15 protein-coding genes are annotated in these 15,268 nt (G+C 68.9%); 5 read left to right on the plus strand and 10 right to left on the minus strand.

Going from position 1 to position 15,268, the window contains the following annotated elements; all coding sequences use genetic code 11:
- Positions 1 to 45 precede the first annotated feature (45 nt).
- Together ABZV40_RS24555 and hppD are read right to left on the minus strand one after the other, a co-directional pair.
- A complete protein-coding gene (locus ABZV40_RS24555; protein ID WP_355445783.1) occupies positions 46 to 291 on the minus strand; it encodes a hypothetical protein in 246 nt (81 codons plus the stop codon).
- A gap of 54 nt (positions 292 to 345) precedes the next feature.
- Positions 346 to 1,527: a 4-hydroxyphenylpyruvate dioxygenase gene (hppD, locus tag ABZV40_RS24560; protein WP_355445786.1), complete on the minus strand. Its 1,182-nt coding sequence runs from the start codon at positions 1,525 to 1,527 to the stop codon at positions 346 to 348.
- Positions 1,528 to 1,640: 113 nt separating this feature from the next.
- Here hppD and ABZV40_RS24565 point away from each other — a divergent pair, with 113 nt between their 5' ends.
- A complete protein-coding gene (locus ABZV40_RS24565; protein ID WP_355445788.1) occupies positions 1,641 to 2,120 on the plus strand; it encodes an Lrp/AsnC ligand binding domain-containing protein in 480 nt (159 codons plus the stop codon).
- Positions 2,121 to 2,157: 37 nt separating this feature from the next.
- Here the strand turns inward: ABZV40_RS24565 and greA are convergent, their stop codons facing one another.
- Together greA and ABZV40_RS24575 are read right to left on the minus strand one after the other, a co-directional pair.
- Entirely contained in the window at positions 2,158 to 2,655 is a 498-nt protein-coding gene (gene greA / locus ABZV40_RS24570) for a transcription elongation factor GreA (RefSeq protein ID WP_229813464.1), read from the minus strand.
- Positions 2,656 to 2,839: 184 nt separating this feature from the next.
- Positions 2,840 to 3,259 carry a DUF4307 domain-containing protein gene (locus tag ABZV40_RS24575; protein ID WP_355445791.1) on the minus strand — a complete coding sequence of 140 codons (420 nt, stop codon included), beginning with the start codon at positions 3,257 to 3,259 and terminating at the stop codon, positions 2,840 to 2,842.
- Positions 3,260 to 3,355: 96 nt separating this feature from the next.
- Between ABZV40_RS24575 and mca the strand changes: the two genes are divergently transcribed.
- Positions 3,356 to 4,225 carry a mycothiol conjugate amidase Mca gene (mca, locus tag ABZV40_RS24580; RefSeq protein ID WP_355445794.1) on the plus strand — a complete coding sequence of 290 codons (870 nt, stop codon included), beginning with the start codon at positions 3,356 to 3,358 and terminating at the stop codon, positions 4,223 to 4,225.
- 32 nt (positions 4,226 to 4,257) lie between these two features.
- Positions 4,258 to 4,485 carry a hypothetical protein gene (locus ABZV40_RS24585; protein ID WP_355446155.1) on the plus strand — a complete coding sequence of 76 codons (228 nt, stop codon included), beginning with the start codon at positions 4,258 to 4,260 and terminating at the stop codon, positions 4,483 to 4,485.
- A gap of 144 nt (positions 4,486 to 4,629) precedes the next feature.
- On the opposite strand, the gene ABZV40_RS24590 is transcribed toward ABZV40_RS24585, so the two are convergent.
- The 5 genes from ABZV40_RS24590 to ABZV40_RS24610 all read right to left on the minus strand — a co-directional run bounded on the left by ABZV40_RS24590 (position 4,630) and on the right by ABZV40_RS24610 (position 11,646).
- On the minus strand, positions 4,630 to 5,388 hold the full coding sequence (locus tag ABZV40_RS24590) for a nucleotidyltransferase domain-containing protein (RefSeq protein ID WP_355445796.1): 759 nt from the start codon (positions 5,386 to 5,388) through the stop codon (positions 4,630 to 4,632).
- Positions 5,385 to 5,999, minus strand: a complete 615-nt coding sequence (locus ABZV40_RS24595; protein ID WP_355445798.1) for a nucleotidyltransferase domain-containing protein — start codon at positions 5,997 to 5,999, stop codon at positions 5,385 to 5,387. The genes ABZV40_RS24590 and ABZV40_RS24595 overlap by 4 nt, the downstream gene beginning before the upstream one ends.
- Complete coding sequence (locus ABZV40_RS24600; protein WP_355445800.1) at positions 5,996 to 8,455, minus strand: polynucleotide kinase-phosphatase; 2,460 nt, start codon at positions 8,453 to 8,455, stop codon at positions 5,996 to 5,998. Before ABZV40_RS24600 ends, ABZV40_RS24595 begins: the two co-directional genes overlap by 4 nt.
- On the minus strand, positions 8,455 to 9,792 hold the full coding sequence (locus tag ABZV40_RS24605; protein ID WP_355445803.1) for a 3' terminal RNA ribose 2'-O-methyltransferase Hen1: 1,338 nt from the start codon (positions 9,790 to 9,792) through the stop codon (positions 8,455 to 8,457). Before ABZV40_RS24605 ends, ABZV40_RS24600 begins: the two co-directional genes overlap by 1 nt.
- 90 nt (positions 9,793 to 9,882) lie before the next feature.
- Positions 9,883 to 11,646: an RICIN domain-containing protein gene (locus ABZV40_RS24610; RefSeq protein ID WP_355445806.1), complete on the minus strand. Its 1,764-nt coding sequence runs from the start codon at positions 11,644 to 11,646 to the stop codon at positions 9,883 to 9,885.
- Positions 11,647 to 11,793: 147 nt separating this feature from the next.
- Between ABZV40_RS24610 and ABZV40_RS24615 the strand changes: the two genes are divergently transcribed.
- The gene (locus ABZV40_RS24615; protein ID WP_355445809.1) at positions 11,794 to 13,764 is read left to right on the plus strand and encodes a thioredoxin domain-containing protein; all 1,971 of its coding nucleotides are present in this window, start codon (positions 11,794 to 11,796) and stop codon (positions 13,762 to 13,764) included.
- 52 nt (positions 13,765 to 13,816) lie between these two features.
- On the plus strand, positions 13,817 to 14,371 hold the full coding sequence (locus tag ABZV40_RS24620) for a hypothetical protein (protein WP_355445812.1): 555 nt from the start codon (positions 13,817 to 13,819) through the stop codon (positions 14,369 to 14,371).
- 3 nt (positions 14,372 to 14,374) lie between these two features.
- On the opposite strand, the gene ABZV40_RS24625 is transcribed toward ABZV40_RS24620, so the two are convergent.
- On the minus strand, positions 14,375 to 15,256 hold the full coding sequence (locus ABZV40_RS24625) for a DMT family transporter (RefSeq protein WP_355445814.1): 882 nt from the start codon (positions 15,254 to 15,256) through the stop codon (positions 14,375 to 14,377).
- Positions 15,257 to 15,268 lie beyond the last annotated feature (12 nt).

Below are 15,268 nucleotides of genomic sequence, written 5' to 3' on the forward strand. Positions count from 1 at the left end.
CCGCGTTTCCCTGGAGGAAACGCGGGGCCCCCGCGTGCGTTGTTGCTAAGGCTTCTTGGAGCCGCCGAACTTGTCGACGTTGTCGGCCTCGGCTGTGGGCGCCGCCGGAAGGTCGGCGCCGTTGACGCAGCCGCCGACGAACTCGATCGACTGGCCGGTGCGGACGAAGCGGCCGGCTTCGTCACACCCGGCGTGCGCCACGGTCAAGAACGCCGCTCCGGTCAGTGCCGCAGCCGTGGTCACGGCTCCGACCAGCGGAACCACCGCGGCCACGCGTCGTGCGAGTGCCATGCCACCTCCCCACGATGTGTATCCCCCGTTAAGCACCTTACCGGGGGATCGCCATCAGAGGTTGCCGCGCCGCTCCTGTTCGCGCTCGATCGCCTCGAAGAGGGCCTTGAAGTTGCCCTTGCCGAAGCCCAGCGAGCCGTGCCGTTCGATCAGTTCGTAGAAGACGGTCGGACGGTCGCCGATCGGCTTGGTGAAGATCTGCAGCAGGTAGCCGTCCTCGTCGCGGTCGACCAGGATGCGGTGCTCCTTGAGGACCTCGATCGGCACGCGGACCTCGCCGATCCGGGCGCGCAGCTCCGGGTCGTCGTAGTAGCTGTCCGGCGTGTCCAGGAACTCGACGCCCGCGTCGCGCATGGCCGTGACGGTCCTGATGATGTCGTTGGTGGCCAGCGCGATGTGCTGCACGCCGGCGCCCTCGTAGAACTCCAGGTACTCGTCGATCTGCGACTTCTTCTTCGCGATCGCCGGCTCGTTCAGCGGGAACTTGACCCGGTGGTTGCCGTTGGAGACGACCTTGGACATCAGCGCCGAGTAGTCGGTGGCGATGTCGTCGCCGATGAACTCCGCCATGTTCACGAAGCCCATGACGCGGTTGTACCACTCGACCCAGTAGTCCATCTTGCCGAGCTCGACGTTGCCGACGCAGTGGTCGACGGCCTGGAACAGGCGCTTCGGCGCGCCTTCCGGCCGCTTCACCGTCGACGTCCTGGCGACGTATCCGGGCAGGTAGGGGCCGTGGTACCGGGAGCGGTCCACCAGCGTGTGGCGGGTCTCGCCGTACGTGGCGATGGCCGCGAGCCGGACGGTGCCGTGCTCGTCGGACACGTCGTGCGGCTCCTCCAGCACCGTCGCGCCCTGCTCGCGGGCGTGCTTGATGCACTGGTCGACGTCGCCGACCTCCAGCGCCAGGTCGACCACACCGTCGCCGTGCTTGCGGTGGTGGTCGAGCAGCGGGGAACCGGGCTGGACGCCGCCGTGGATCACGAAGCGGGCCGAGCCCGACTTCAGCACGAACGACTTGTGGGTGCGCTGGCCGGTCTCGGGGCCCGCGTAGGCCACGAGCTCCATGCCGAACGCCACCTGGTAGAGCCACGCGGTCTGCGTGGCGTTGCCCGCGACGAACACCACGGCGTCCATGGCGCGCACGGGGAAGGGGTCCTTGGTCGCGTCGTAGTCGACCAACCCCACGAGCTGCCGGAGCTGGTCGTAGCTCACGTCGTCAAGCTGCTGCGTCATGCTTCACAGCATGATTCGACCTAGCAGGGTGAGCAACAGTCAGCGAATTCGCTGTGCATTTTGTACAGTGATCTGTGCCTTCAGATCAGCAGAGTGGTCACTCTGACCAGCCGGTGGACGAACTGGACGCCAGGCTGCTGTTGCTCTTGACGGACGAGCCGCGGCTCGGCGTCCTCGAATGCTCCCGCCGGCTGGGTGTTGCCCGCGGAACGGTGCAGGCGCGCCTTGACCGGCTGGTCGAGCGCGGCGTGCTCACCGGGTTCCCGCCGGCCCTGGACCTCGGCGCGATGGGCTACGGGCTGACGGCGTTCGCGGTGGTCGAGATCGCCCAGGGACGACGTGCCGAGGTGTGCGAGGGGCTGGCCGCGATCCCCGAGGTGTGCGAGGTGCACGCGACGACCGGGCAGGGCGACCTCTTCATGAGGATCGTCGCGAGGTCGAACGCGGACCTGCAGCGGGTGGTCGACCGCGTCGTGGACGTACCGCACGTGCGCAGGCTGTCGACCTCCATCGCGCTCTCGACGCCGGTGCCGCCACGAGTTCGGCCGCTCCTGGAACGCGTGAAGAAAGGGAAGGGCCGGCCACCGAAGTGACCGGCCCTGTGCCTTTGAGAACGTCTTGCGAGGTTGACTACCCGGCGTACGGCAGCGCCTTGATCAGCGTGACCTTCTGGAGCTTGCCGTTGGGCAGCTCGTACTCGACGGTCTCGCCGTCCTTCGCGCCGTTCAGAGCCTTGCCGAGCGGCGAGGACGGGGAGTAGACCTCCATCTCGCCGTGCGCGCCCTCTTCGCGGGTCGCCAGCAGGAAGGTCTCGGTCTCGTCGTCGCCTTCGTAGCGGATCGTCAGCACCGTGCCCGGCGCCGCGACACCCTTGGTGGTGGGGGCCTCGCCGACCTTCGCGGCCTGGAGCAGCTCGTGCAGCTGGCGGATGCGCGCCTCCTGCTTGCCCTGCTCCTCGCGGGCGGCGTGGTAGCCGCCGTTCTCGCGCAGGTCACCCTCCTCGCGGCGGGCGTTGATCTCGGCAGCCATGACCGGGCGGTACGCGATAAGTTCGTCCAGCTCCGCCTTGAGCCGGTCGTAGGCCTCCTGGGTCAGCCAGGTCACCTGGGTGTCGCTCACGGTCACCAACTCCTCGTCTTGCTCTGGCGCACGTGTGTGCACCAGATAGTTCCCGGGCCGTGGGCCCGGAACGGAAAAACACGGCCCGCGCCGGGGCCGTGCTTGAGCCTCAAGAGTAACACGTGGACAACGTTCAGCGACGGCGATTTGTTCCCAGTCTCGCCGTTTAAACCGCAGATCACCCGCTTGGCCGCTAGCTCGTGGACAAGTAGGGGGGAACCTGGTAAGAGCACCCGAACACCTCGCCGGTGACCGGCGGCTTCGAGGTGCGGAGAACTGTTGTCTCGACGACGACGGAATTCCCTGGCGGCACCAGAACTTCGCGTCTGCCTCCTTCGTCCCCGTCCTTGGAACGGGCCCGAATGATGCAAACGGCTGGTCGCTCCGGTTGATCTCGGGAAACCTCGAAACTGACCTTCACGCTGTCGTCGCCGAGGATGATGAACGCGGTCTGCTTGGCCTCGATCGGCTTTGTGCCGAGATTTCGGTAACCGACGAAGGCCACCACGGCACCCACGGCCACGGCTACAGCGAGTAACCCCCACCGTGCCCACTTGTTCAGCGGTTTGCGGCTGCTGCCGTACCGCCCCTCCGGAAGCGCGCGTTGCGACACTTTCCCGCGCCCTCCTCGATGACTGGGGAACAATGGTGCCCGACGTTCGGTTGTTGAGTGTCGCAGGACCGTTCACACAGGAGGACCACGGGGGTCATGGCCGACAAGCTGCGCCTTATGGCAGTGCACGCACATCCCGACGACGAGTCGAGCAAGGGCGCGGCCACGATGGCCCGCTACATCGCGGAAGGGCACGACGTCATGGTCGTGACCTGCACCGACGGTGGCGCGGGCAGCATCCTCAACCCGGCGATGGACAAGCCGGACGTGCTCGAGAACATCATCGACGTCCGCCGCGAGGAGATGGCCCGCGCGGCCAAGATCCTCGGCATCCAGCACCGCTGGCTGGGCTTCAAGGACTCCGGTCTGCCCGAGGGCGACCCGAAGCCGCCGCTGCCCGAGGGCTGCTTCGCTCTCGTGCCGCTGGAGGAGTCGGTGCCGTCGCTGGTCGAGGTGATCAGGGACTTCCGCCCGCACGTCGTGGTGACGTACGACGAAAACGGTGGATACCCGCACCCGGACCACATCCGCACGCACGAGGTCTCGATGGCCGCGCTGGACGCCGCGGCGGATCCCGACTTCGAGCCGTCGCTCGGCAAGCCGTGGGAGACCCAGAAGGTCTACTACTCGCACGGCTTCTCGCGCGCCAAGCTGTCGGCGTTCCACGAGGCCATGGAGGCCCGCGGCCTGGAGTCGCCGTACACCGAGTGGCTCGCGAACTGGGACGCCAGCCGCCCCGACGTGATGGAACGCGTGACCACGCAGGTCGAGTGCGCGGACTACTTCGAGGTCCGCGACGAGGCCCTCAAGGCCCACGCCACCCAGATCGACCCGACCAGCCGCTGGTTCGCGATCCCGCAGGACCTGCAGCGAGAGGTCTGGCCGACCGAGGAGTACGAGCTGGTGCGGTCGCTGGTCGACTCGACGCTGCCGGAGAACGACCTGTTCGCCGGAGTTAAGGTCTAGGGGTGAACCACCCCTGGTACGACACCGTCGCGATCGTGGCTGTGCGGCAACCGTCGAACTCGAACGAGAACGACAAGGGCGGTCAGGGGGAGGACTTCGGCAAGTCCTCCCCGGTCGGCCTCGTGCTGCTGATCGTCTTCTTCATCGCGGTGTTCTTCCTCGTCAAGTCGATGAACAAGCACCTCAAGCGCGTGCCCGCGTCGTTCGACGAGCCGGCCGCGGACGAGAAGCCGGCGGAGTCGCCGGAGAAGAAGGACTGAGCGCCTTGCCAGAGGTCTTGTCGTAACCGGCCTGCTGGGCAGTGACGTGGATGAAGGGCTCCTTCATCCACCTGGGGTGGGTCAAGGGCTCCTTCATCCACCTCGCCAGACGGCGAGTTGCGGGCACGACTTCCGGCTACCGGCTCAGCCCAGCCGCGTCGCGATCACGAACTCGTGCACCGCCTCGAACGCGGGCGGGTGCTCGGGCAGGTCGCTGGCGGTTCGCGCCCTCTGCAGCTCCTCCTGCCAGTGCGCGAGGTCGGCCTCCAGCCGTTCGGGAGCCGGTCGTGCGGCCACGCCCGCCAGCGCCCGGTGCTCGCCGAGGATCTTGGCCTCGATGAGCGCGGTCAGGTACTCCGGACCGTCGAGCTTCTCCAGCAACGTCGGCAGGTGCGCGACGACCTCGCCGGTGCGCATCAGGTGCACCCCGGTCAGCAGCGCGCGGAACGTGTAGAGCAGCGGCTTGATCTCGCCGGTCCGTTCGAACAGCCGCCACTGCGTCACGGCGAACCCGCGGTAGTGGTGCCCGTGACGTGAGGTCAGGCACCCGGCGGCCAGCTCCGCGAGCTCGCGGTGGCCGTCGGTGGTGTGCACGACCAGCGGCGAGAGCAGCTGTTCCAGCACGTAGCCGTTGGGGCGGGTGAGCAGTCGGCAGAACTTCTCCACGTCGTGCGTGACGAGGTCGATCTCGATGCCGTCCCGCACCCACATCCGCTCCTTGGTCTCCGGGCCGCGCCGCAGCCCGACGACCTCCGCGAGCGGCAGCACGTGCACGCCGCGCAGGTCGACGTCGGAGTCGCGGGACGGGAAGCCGTACAGGTGCGCGCCGGACACGGTCGCGAAGAGCAGGTCGTGCGACTGCTCGTCGACGACCGCGCTCAGGTCCGGAACCTCGTAGCTCACAACGCCCTCCTGCGCACCGAAACCAGCCAGTCCTGCACCCGAGCCCGGTCGGGTTCCTCCGGCAACGGCCCGTCCGCCGTCGCCAGCTCGTCCCCGAGCCGATGCGCCCAGGCCACCGCGTCGTCCCACGGCACCGACCCGTCCCGGATACCCAGCAGCGACCGGTCCGCCGCGATCTCGTACCGGCCGGTGCGCAGCAGGTTCAGCCCGACCAGCCGCAACCGCACGACGTGCATGAGCTGCTTCGGCTTGAGGTTGCGCCCCGCGCGCGACAGCTGCATCTCCGTCGCGCGCGTGAACGCCCGCACCGCGTACCGGGAGAGGAACGCGGGCAGCAGCTCCCGCAGCTCCTCTCCCAGCGGCGTGATGACCTCGACGAGCGGGCTCACCAGCGTTTCGAGCACCGTCGGGTTCGACTTCAGGCCCAGCTTGCAGAAGTGCTCGACCTCCCAGCTGAGCTGTTCCGGATCAGGCCCCTCCACCGAGGTCGGCGGCTTCTCCAGCAGCCAGAACGCCTCCGTGGGCGCGACGAACACGCCACGTCTGTCCACATCGGACGAAGAGGTCGCCAGCCCGTAGGCGTGCGACCCGATGATCGCTTCCAGAATCACAGTCGTGGGTCCACCGGTTCCGATTCGAGGGCCAGCACACCGAAAACGCATTCGTGCACGCGCCACAGGGGTTCGCCGCGCGCGACGCGTTCCAGCGCCTCGATGCCCAGGGCGTACTCGCGCAGGGCCAGTCCGCGCTTGCGGCCGAGAGCGCGCTTGCGCAGCCGTTCGAGGTTCTCCGGCGAGGTGTAGTCCGGGCCGTAGATGATCCGCAGGTACTCCCGTCCGCGCACCTTCACACCCGGCTGGACGCGTCCGGCCGAGTTCGCCAGCGGCTTCACGACCATGCCCTCACCGCCGGCCTCGGTGAGCTCCTCCCACCACCGCACGCCGGCCGCGGGATCCGCGGTGTCGACGACGAGGCGCCGGGTCCGCTGGAACAACGGTCCCTCCAGCCGGCCGAGCGTCTCCAGGTGCCACAGGTGCGACCGGTCGTGGAACGTCCGCCCCTCCGCCGCCAGCAGCTGGAACGGCGCGATCCGCACGCCGTCCAGTCCCTCCACCGGCCAGCAGTAGCGCTCGTAGGCCTGCCGGTACGCGGCCGCGTTCGACGCCCGCTGAGCTGTGCGCGCGAGCAGTTCCGAGACGTCGACACCACGCGCAGCAGCCGTCTCCAGGGCCTCCACCGCCACCGGCAGTGCTCCGGCCGCGGCCGCGCCGACCGCCGCGTACTGCTCGCGGATCAGCCCGGACGCCTTGGCGTTCCACGGCATCAGCTCGGCGTCGATGAGCAGCCAGTCCGTTGAGAGCTCGTCGAACAGGCCGGCGCAGGCCGAACGCACGCGCGACAACAGCGACTCACCGAGCTCGCCGTCGAAGAACGTCCGGCCGGTGCGCGTGTAGATCGCGCCGCCGACCTTGCGCACCAGCAGCACCGCGCGGGAGCCCATGTGCTTCTCCTCGCAGATCACCTGCGCGACACCCGCCGCCCGGTACTCGGCGAAGGCCTCGTCCGGGTGCTCCAGCACGTCGTCGCGCGCCGAGGTCGCGCACGGCGCCATCGTCGGCGGCAGGTAGAGCAGGTCGTGCGGGTCGATCGCGAACCGGCTCATCACCTCCAGTGCCGACGCCGACTGCTCCGCGCGGATCGTCACCGCGCCCATCAGCGACGTGTCGACCCGGCGCAGGCCCGTGACGTCGGTCAGCGACAGCACGTCCGGCGCGCGCTCGGCCACCGGTGCGGGGAACGGCCGGTCGTTCTCGTACCAGGTCTGGTGCGCCTTGACGGCGACGAGCTCCTTCTCCGGGTAGCGCAACGCGGTCAGCTTGCCGCCGAACACCACGCCCGTCTCCAGGCACATGGTGTTGTTGATCCACTCGGCCTCCGGCACCAGGACGTGCCCGTACAGCACCATCGCGGCACCGCGGTAGTCGTTCGCCCACGGCAACCGGACCGGCAGGCCGTACTCGTCGACCTCTCCGGTCGTGTCGCCGTACAGGGCGAAACTGCGCACCTTGGCCGACGCGCGGCCGTGGTAGCGCTCTGGCAGACCGGCGTGCGCGACGACGAGATTTCCGCCGTCCAGCACGTAGTGCGCGATCAGGCCGTCGCAGAACTTCTCGGCAGCACGCCGGAACTCCGGGGTCTCGTGCGCGAGCTGCTCCAGCGACTTCTCCAGCCCGTGCCGGACCGTCACCTTGTGGCCGCGCAACGCCCGCACGAGCTTCTCCTCGTGGTTTCCGCGCACGCTCAAGGCGTGTCCGGCGGCGACCATGCCCATCACGAGGCGCAGCACGCCGGGCGTGTCCGGGCCGCGGTCCACGAGGTCGCCGACGAACACCGCCTTGCGGTTGCCCGGCGGGATCGCGTCGACCGCGCGGCCTTCGTCGTCGCGCTGGATCTCGTAGCCCAGCTCGACCAGCAGCTCCTCCAGCTCGGCACGGCAGCCGTGCACGTCACCGATCACGTCGAACGGGCCGGTCTCGTGCCGCAGGTCGTTGAGCAGCTTCTCGTAGACGATGACCGAACTGTCCACTTCAGACTCGGAGCGCAGCACGTGGACGCGCTTGAAGCCCTCCTTGCCGAGGAACTTCAACGACCGCCGCAACGCCGCCCGGTGCCGCTTCACGACGTGTGCGCCGAAGTCGCGGTCCGGGCGCTGTGCGTTGCGCCTGAGACAGACCTCGGTCGGGGTGTCGAGCACGATCGCGACCGGCAGCACGTTGGCCTTCTTCGCGACCTCGATCAGCTTGGCGCGGTCGGGCGCCTGCACGTTGGTGGCGTCGACGACGGTGACCTTGCCGGCCTCCAGTCGCTTGGCCGCCACGTAGTGCAGCACGTCGAACGCCGCCGCGGACGCCGTCTGGTCGTTCTCGTCGTCGGACACGAGCCCGCGGAAGTAGTCGCTCGACAGCACCTGCGTGGGCAGGAAGTGCTTGCGCGCGAACGTGGACTTGCCGGAACCGGAGGCGCCGACCAGCACCACCAGACACAGGTCCGGGATCTTCAGTTCCATCAGTCCTCGTCCCCCAGGTCGAACACGGCCATCTGGGTCGGGGCGCCGCGCTCGGCGTCCTCCGGCCCGATCCCCACGTACCGCACGCGGTAGCCACGGCGTGCGGCGACGCCGTCCGCCCACTCGCGGAACTCCGCCCGAGTCCACTCGAAACGGTGGTCCGAATGACGCATCTGCCCGGCGGGCAGCGTCTCGAAGAGCGCGTTGTACTCGACGTTCGGCGTCGTCACCAGCACGGTCGCCGGTCGTGCCACCACGAACACCGAGTGCTCCAACGCGGGCAGGCGCGACGGGTCGACGTGCTCGACGACCTCCATCAGCACCGCCGCGTCGTACCCGGCCAGCGCGGTGTCCGCGTACGTCAGAGCCGACTGCCGCAACGTGATCCGCTCGCGCACCCGGTCGGGCATGCGGTCGAGCTTCAGCTTGCGCGCGGCCTCCTGCAACGCCTTCGCGGACACGTCGACACCGTGGATCTCGGTGAACTCCGGTTCCTTCACGAGCTCGCGCAGCAACGCGCCACCACCGCAGCCGAGGTCGAGCACGCGCTTGGCCCGCGCTTCCTTCAACGCCGTGATCACGGCCTCCTTGCGCTGCGCGGCAAGGGAGATCTTCGGTTCGGCGAGCGCGTTGTCCAGCTCCTCCGGCTCGACCTCGTCGACCTCGGCGAGACGTTCCAGCGCGGACAGCACGAGCGGGCGCTTGCGGGCCAGGTACCTGGTGGTGATCAGCTCCTTGTCCGGGTGCGTGGCGAGCCAGCCGTCACCGGCCTTGAGCAGCTTGTCGACCTCGTCGGCGGCGACCCAGTAGTGCTTGCCGCCGTCGAGCACGGGCAGCAGCACGTAGAGGTGCTTCAACGCGTCGCTGAGCTTGTTGACGCCGGTCAGCGTGACGTCGCCGTACCGCGAGTCGCCGTGTTCCTTCGTCTCGACGGTCCAGCCGAGCGGCGTGAACAACCGGTCCGCGAGCCGGTGTGGCAGCGCGGGAATGCGGATGACCAGGGGAATCGGCGTCCGTGCGAGCTCCGGGTAGCTCTCGCTGCGGCCGTTCATCGCGGTGCGGAACACGCTGCCGAGCGCGACCGTGAGCAGCGATCCGGCCGCGTACGGGCGGTCGTTGACGTATTGGGTGAGTGCGCTGCCAGGACCTCGCACCAGCGCGATGGGGTCGACCTCCAGGAGCAGCGCGACCGTGCACTCCTCGTTCGTCGCCTTCGGGTAGAAGACGTGCGCGACGCCCGAGCTCGTCGTGAAGGACTGGGCCCGGTCCGGGTGCTTGTGCAGCAGGTGACCGAGGTCGGTCGCCGGCTGGTGGGTGGTGGTCATGGTGAGCAGCACGAAGCCGAGTCTGATCGAGAGACGCTGCTCGCGCAGGTGAATTAGCCGCCACGCCGGGGAAGTTCCGGCGTGGCGGCTGCGGGCGCGCGTCTACTTGAGAGCGGTGCCACCGGAGTTGCGGTAGGCGATCGTCTTGTTGATCAGGTTCCCGCCGTCGGTCTCGGCCGTCGTCTGCTCGTTGTGCCCCGGGCCGAACAGGAGGGCCGCGACATGTGCGTTCGCCACCTGGTCCAGGTGCCCGAAGAGCCAGTCCACCTTGTCGTCCTGGTAGTGGTTGAGGGTGTTGTTCTGCGCCATGTTGCCCACGGGGATCTGCCACAGGACCACGGGCTTGCCCACCGACTCGGCCATGGTCTTGTAGAACCCCAGTGCGGCGTTGGCCTTCTGGTCGTTCCAGTAGGTGTTGCGGCCACCGTGCGCCGGCAGCGCGTACCAGCCCGCGTCGCGGTCCACCACGTCGGAGACGAGGAAGTCGGCGTTCTTCGCCCCCAGAGCCGCGTAGTCCTTGACGCAGCGCTGCAGGTCGCTCTCCCAGTCCCAGCAGGTGAGGTGGAAGCCCACGCCCGTGTTCGGCGCGTACTTGTGCGCCATCGCGATCAGACAGCCGGCGAGTCCGGCGGCGCTGTTCTCGTAAGATCCGCAGTCCGCTGGGTTCGAGGCGGTGACCTGCGCGGCGACCTTGTGCGGATCGCCGAGCGAACGGACGTAGCCCCAGAAGTCGGGCTCGATGTCGATCATGTCCGGCGACGTGCCGATCTTCTGGAGGAAGAAGCGGTAGTCGTTCAGGTAGCGCGTGAGCAGGTCGGTCCTGTTGATGGCGACGACCTCGCCCGGACCGTCGCCCTGTCCCGCCAGGTCACCGAGGTCGCGCAACGAGTACCAGGTCCAGAAGTACTTCTGCGGGCGCGGCTTGCCCTGGTACGTCACCTTCGACACGCGCTCGTCGTTCCAGGTCACGTAGGTGCCGGGCGCCGTGGTCTCGCCGTTCCAGCAGCCCCACCAGCTCGACCACTCGGCCTTGCAGCGTGCTGCCGTGTAGTAGTCCGAAGAGGGTGCGGGCTGGCTGTGCACGTAGTTGTAGCGCACGTCGAACGGCGCTGCGGTCGCGGAGGCCTCGGACATCGAGCCGCCGATGAGCACCGTGCTGCTGCCCATGAAACGGGTCGCCGAGTCGCCTCGACCGTTGTTGTCACCGGTGGCCGGAGTCGCGGACGTGGTCGTCGCACTGGTGCCGGCCGGGGCCTGGCTGGTCGGCACGCCGATGCTCGGCGTGGCGGGCTTGGCGGGCGTGGTGGTGGTGGTGCTGGTGGTGCCTGCCCCGCTGCCGGCCGTGATGAGCTGCCACTGCTGGTTGGGGCCGCCCCAGTCGTAGTACTGGGCGATGCGGCCGCCGTCGGCCTTGTCACCGCCCTGGACCTCGACGGCCATGCCGCTGTGGCGGTTGATCAGCCGCACGTAGCCATCTGACGACTTCTCCACGCGGAACTGCTGGTTGGCACCGTTCAGGTCGCGCCACTGCACCATCGCGGAACCGGCGGTCTTCGACCAGCCGTTGTCGTCCAGCACGTTGCCGGAGTTCCGGTTCTGCACCCGGAAGTACCCGTCGCCCGCGGCGATGAACCGCCACTGCTGGTTGGCCCCGCCGTGCCGGCCCCACTGCACCACCGCCGCACCGTCGCTCGTCGCCCAGGCGAGGCCGTCCAGCGCCCTGCCGCTGTTGCGGTTGACCAGCACGTACCAGGACTTCGTGTCCACGGTTTCCGCGAGGGCCGAGTGGACCACGAACGTGGTGCCGGCCACGACGGACAGGACGAGGGCCGCCAGGAAACCGCGGCGCCTGAACAACCGACGCACACGATGCTTCGCAGGTGGGCGAGGGAACATGTGGTGCTCTCTTTCAGCCTTTGCCTCTGAGGAACGACACCTGGTTGCCACCGGCCCCGAAAAGGTTGCCGCTGTCCGCGAAATTTCTTCTCCGGCCGCGGCTGGGACACTGGGGGCATGGTGAATCGACTGGCACACGCCCAGTCGCCGTACCTCCAGCAGCACGCCGAGAACCCGGTCGACTGGTGGCCGTGGAGCCCGGAGGCGTTCGAGGAGGCACGACGGCGCAACGTCCCGGTGTTGCTGTCCATCGGATACGCGGCCTGTCATTGGTGTCACGTGATGGCACATGAGTCGTTCGAGGACGATTCGGTGGCTTCTGCCGTGAACGAGAACTTCGTCGCGGTGAAGGTCGATCGTGAGGAACGTCCGGACGTCGACGCGGTGTACATGGAGGTCACGCAGGCGATGACCGGCCACGGCGGGTGGCCGATGACGGTGTTCCTCACGCCGGACGCCCGTCCGTTCCACGCCGGGACGTACTACCCGCCGTCGCCTCGCCCTGGGATGCCGTCGTTCACGCAGCTGATCGAGGCGGTGTCGGCGGCGTGGACCACGCGTCCCGCGGAGATCCTGGAATCCGCTTCCGTTGTGGTGGAGGAGATTTCACGGAACTCGGCGCCGTTGCCCCCGTCTGCTGTGGACGCTGACGCGCTGGCGGGTGCGGTGGTGTCGCTGCTGGGCGAGTTCGACCGGCGCAACGGCGGGTTCGGTGGTGCACCGAAGTTCCCGCCGTCGATGGTGTGCGAGTTCCTGCTGCGGCACCACGAACGCACCGGGTCGGTCGAGGCGATCTCGATGGCGACGTCGACGGCCGACGCGATGGCCAACGGCGGCATGTACGACCAGCTCGGCGGTGGGTTCGCGCGGTACAGCGTCGATGCGTCGTGGGTCGTGCCGCACTTCGAGAAGATGCTGTACGACAACGCTTTGCTGCTCCGGTTCTACACGCATCTGGCGCGGGTGACCGAGTCGGAACGGTACGTGCGGGTGGCTCGGGACACGGCTTCGTTCCTGCTGCGCGACCTGCGGACGGCCGAGGGCGGGTTCGCGGCCTCGCTGGACGCCGACACCGATGGCGTCGAGGGCCTGACTTACGTGTGGTCGTTCGAGGAACTTGGTTCTGCTGCTGCGGCTTTCGGGGTCACGGAGGAGCCGAACTTCGAGGACGGCAAGTCGACGCTGCGGTTCGTGTCGGAGCCGGGGGAGGACGTGCGGGCCTCGTTGCTGGCTGTTCGTGCTCAGCGCCCGCAGCCTGGCCGGGACGACAAGGTGGTCGCCGCGTGGAACGGGCTGGCGATCGCCGCGCTGGCCGAGGCCGGGGCGTTCTTCGGGGAGCCGTCGTGGATCGAGGCGGCCTCGGAGGCGGCGTCGTTGCTGGCCTCGGTGCACCTCGTCGAGGGGCGGTTGCTGCGGACCTCGCGTGATGGCGTGGCCGGGCCGTCGTTCGGGGTGCTGGAGGACTACGGCTGCGTCGCGGATGGGTTGTTGGCGTTGCACCAGGTCACCGGTTCGATTCGCTGGCTTGACCTGGCGTGTGGCCTGTTGGACACCGCACTCTCTCGTTTCGCGGTTGCTGGTTCTCCCGGGGCCTACTACGACACCGCTGACGACGCGGAGGCTCTCGTTCGCCGTCCTGCCGACTCGACCGACAACGCGTCGCCTTCGGGTGCGTCTTCGCTGGCCTCGGCGTTGCTGACGGCTTCGCTGCTGACCAGTGATCCTTCCCGGTATCTGACGGCGGCGTCGGAGGCCGTGACGCGTGCCGGTCTGCTGGCCGCGCGGGCTCCTCGGTTCGCCGGTCACTGGCTGACCGTGGCCGAGACGCTGGTAGCAGGGCCGCTGCAGGTGGCCGTCGTCGGTGCCGACGACTCGCGCCGTGCGTCGCTGTGGGCGGCGGCGGTCGCTCATGTGCCAGGAGGCGGCGTCGTCGTGGCCGGTGAGCCCGGCGCGACTCCGTTGCTGGAAGACCGCCCGTTGGTCGACGAGGCGCCGGCGGCGTACGTGTGCCGCGGCTACGTGTGCGACAGGCCGGTCGTTTCGGCAGAAGCGCTGGTCACTTCGCTGACGGCGAACACCACCGGCTGATTGCAGGCGTAACGTCAGCAATGACGTAATCATGTAATCAGGGGTGGTTGAAATGGGACGTGGATGGCGAGGGCGAGGCGGGTGGCAGCAGGCTGACCTGCCGTCGGCCGACGACGCGGCGGCGTGGTTCGCGGGTCGACTCCCGGACGGGTGGTTCACCGGCGCGCCGGAGGTGATCGTCGACCGCGAGGAGATCACCGTCATCGGCACGCTCCCGGCGCTGGAAGGCGAGTTCGACGACGCCTCGCGGGCGGCGGCCGAGTCGGGCCGCATCTCCCGCTGGCGGGAGGAGACGCGCGACGAGCGCATCGAGATCGCGCGCCAGGCCGAGCACCGCTACGGCCGCAAGGTGGCCTGGGGCGCGGTCCAGGGCAGCACGCGCGAGCTCTTCACGCACCTGGCCGTGCCGGTGATGACGCGCCTGCGCCAGCCGGAACGCCAGGTGCTCGACACGCTCGTGGCGGCCGGGGTCGCCCGTTCCCGCGCGGACGCCCTGGCGTGGGCCGTTCGCCTGGTGGGCGAGCACGCGGAGGCGTGGCTCGGCGAGCTGCGCGATGCGATGTCGAAGGTCGACGACCTGCGTTCGCAGGGCCCGGACCTGTCGTGACCGTCAGGGCGTCGTGAGCTTCTCCTGCGTCGTCAGGGGGAGCTCACGACGCTTGGCGTCCGATGCACGGGGATCCCCGCGAAGCCCGATGACGCATCCGAGTGCCACCGTGGCGGCACCGGCAGCGGACACCAGCGTGAGTGGCTGAGCGCCCAACAACACGGACGTCACGAGGCCGGAGACCGGCATCAGTCCGATGAGCACGCCGGCGCGGTCAGAGCCAAGGCGGTTCACGGCGAAGTACCAGAGGCCGAACGCCAGCGCGGTCACCACCACCGCCAGCAGCGCGAGCGCGGAGGCCTGCCGCGCGTCCGGCATCTGCCACCCGCCGATGAACGTGCCGACCACCGCGCCGATCAGCGCCGCGAGCAGACAGGTCCAGGTCGCCACGCCCAGCACTCCGAGGCGGCGCACGACGCCGACCGCGAACAGCGTGAAGCAGACCTCGCCGGCCATCGTCAGCAAGGCGAGCACCAGACCGGGCCCGTGCCACGTGCCGCCGCCGGACAACAGCACGATGCCCGCAGCCACCACCACCGCGCCCACAACGGCGGATGTCGTGCGTTGGCGGGACAACAGGGCCAACGCGATCGGTGCGCCACCCATCACGGCGGCCACGAAGCCGGGTTCCGCGTACTGCTGCGCGGCGATCAGCACGGCGTTGAAGCCGAGCATCCCTGTCGCGACGACGCCCAGCAACGGCGGGATATCGCGCCACGACGGCATGGGCAGACGGCGGGCCACGAGCAGCAGCACTGCTGCGCCCAGCAGGTAGCGCATGGCCTGGCCGGTCAGCAGCGGATAGCCCTCCAGCATGCCGGTGACGGGTACGGACGCGCCGACGATCGTTGCCGCTGTCGCTCCCGCGGCCACCCCGAGTTTCATGCTCAGAGCCTT

Origin of the sequence: Lentzea sp. NPDC004782 (assembly GCF_040609115.1) — a bacterium.
In the GTDB taxonomy this organism is placed as follows: Bacteria; Actinomycetota; Actinomycetes; order Mycobacteriales; family Pseudonocardiaceae; genus Lentzea.

What these genes read in the sequence shown, in the direction of transcription:
- ABZV40_RS24555 (WP_355445783.1), bottom strand. Translation starts at nt 291, where the DNA reads ATGGCACTCGCACGACGCGTGGCCGCGGTGGTTCCGCTGGTCGGAGCC.
- hppD (WP_355445786.1), bottom strand. Translation starts at nt 1,527, where the DNA reads ATGACGCAGCAGCTTGACGACGTGAGCTACGACCAGCTCCGGCAGCTC.
- mca (WP_355445794.1), top strand. Translation starts at nt 3,356, where the DNA reads ATGGCCGACAAGCTGCGCCTTATGGCAGTGCACGCACATCCCGACGAC.
- ABZV40_RS24600 (WP_355445800.1), bottom strand. Translation starts at nt 8,455, where the DNA reads ATGGAACTGAAGATCCCGGACCTGTGTCTGGTGGTGCTGGTCGGCGCC.
- ABZV40_RS24615 (WP_355445809.1), top strand. Translation starts at nt 11,794, where the DNA reads ATGGTGAATCGACTGGCACACGCCCAGTCGCCGTACCTCCAGCAGCAC.
- ABZV40_RS24620 (WP_355445812.1), top strand. Translation starts at nt 13,817, where the DNA reads ATGGGACGTGGATGGCGAGGGCGAGGCGGGTGGCAGCAGGCTGACCTG.
- ABZV40_RS24625 (WP_355445814.1), bottom strand. Translation starts at nt 15,256, where the DNA reads ATGAAACTCGGGGTGGCCGCGGGAGCGACAGCGGCAACGATCGTCGGC.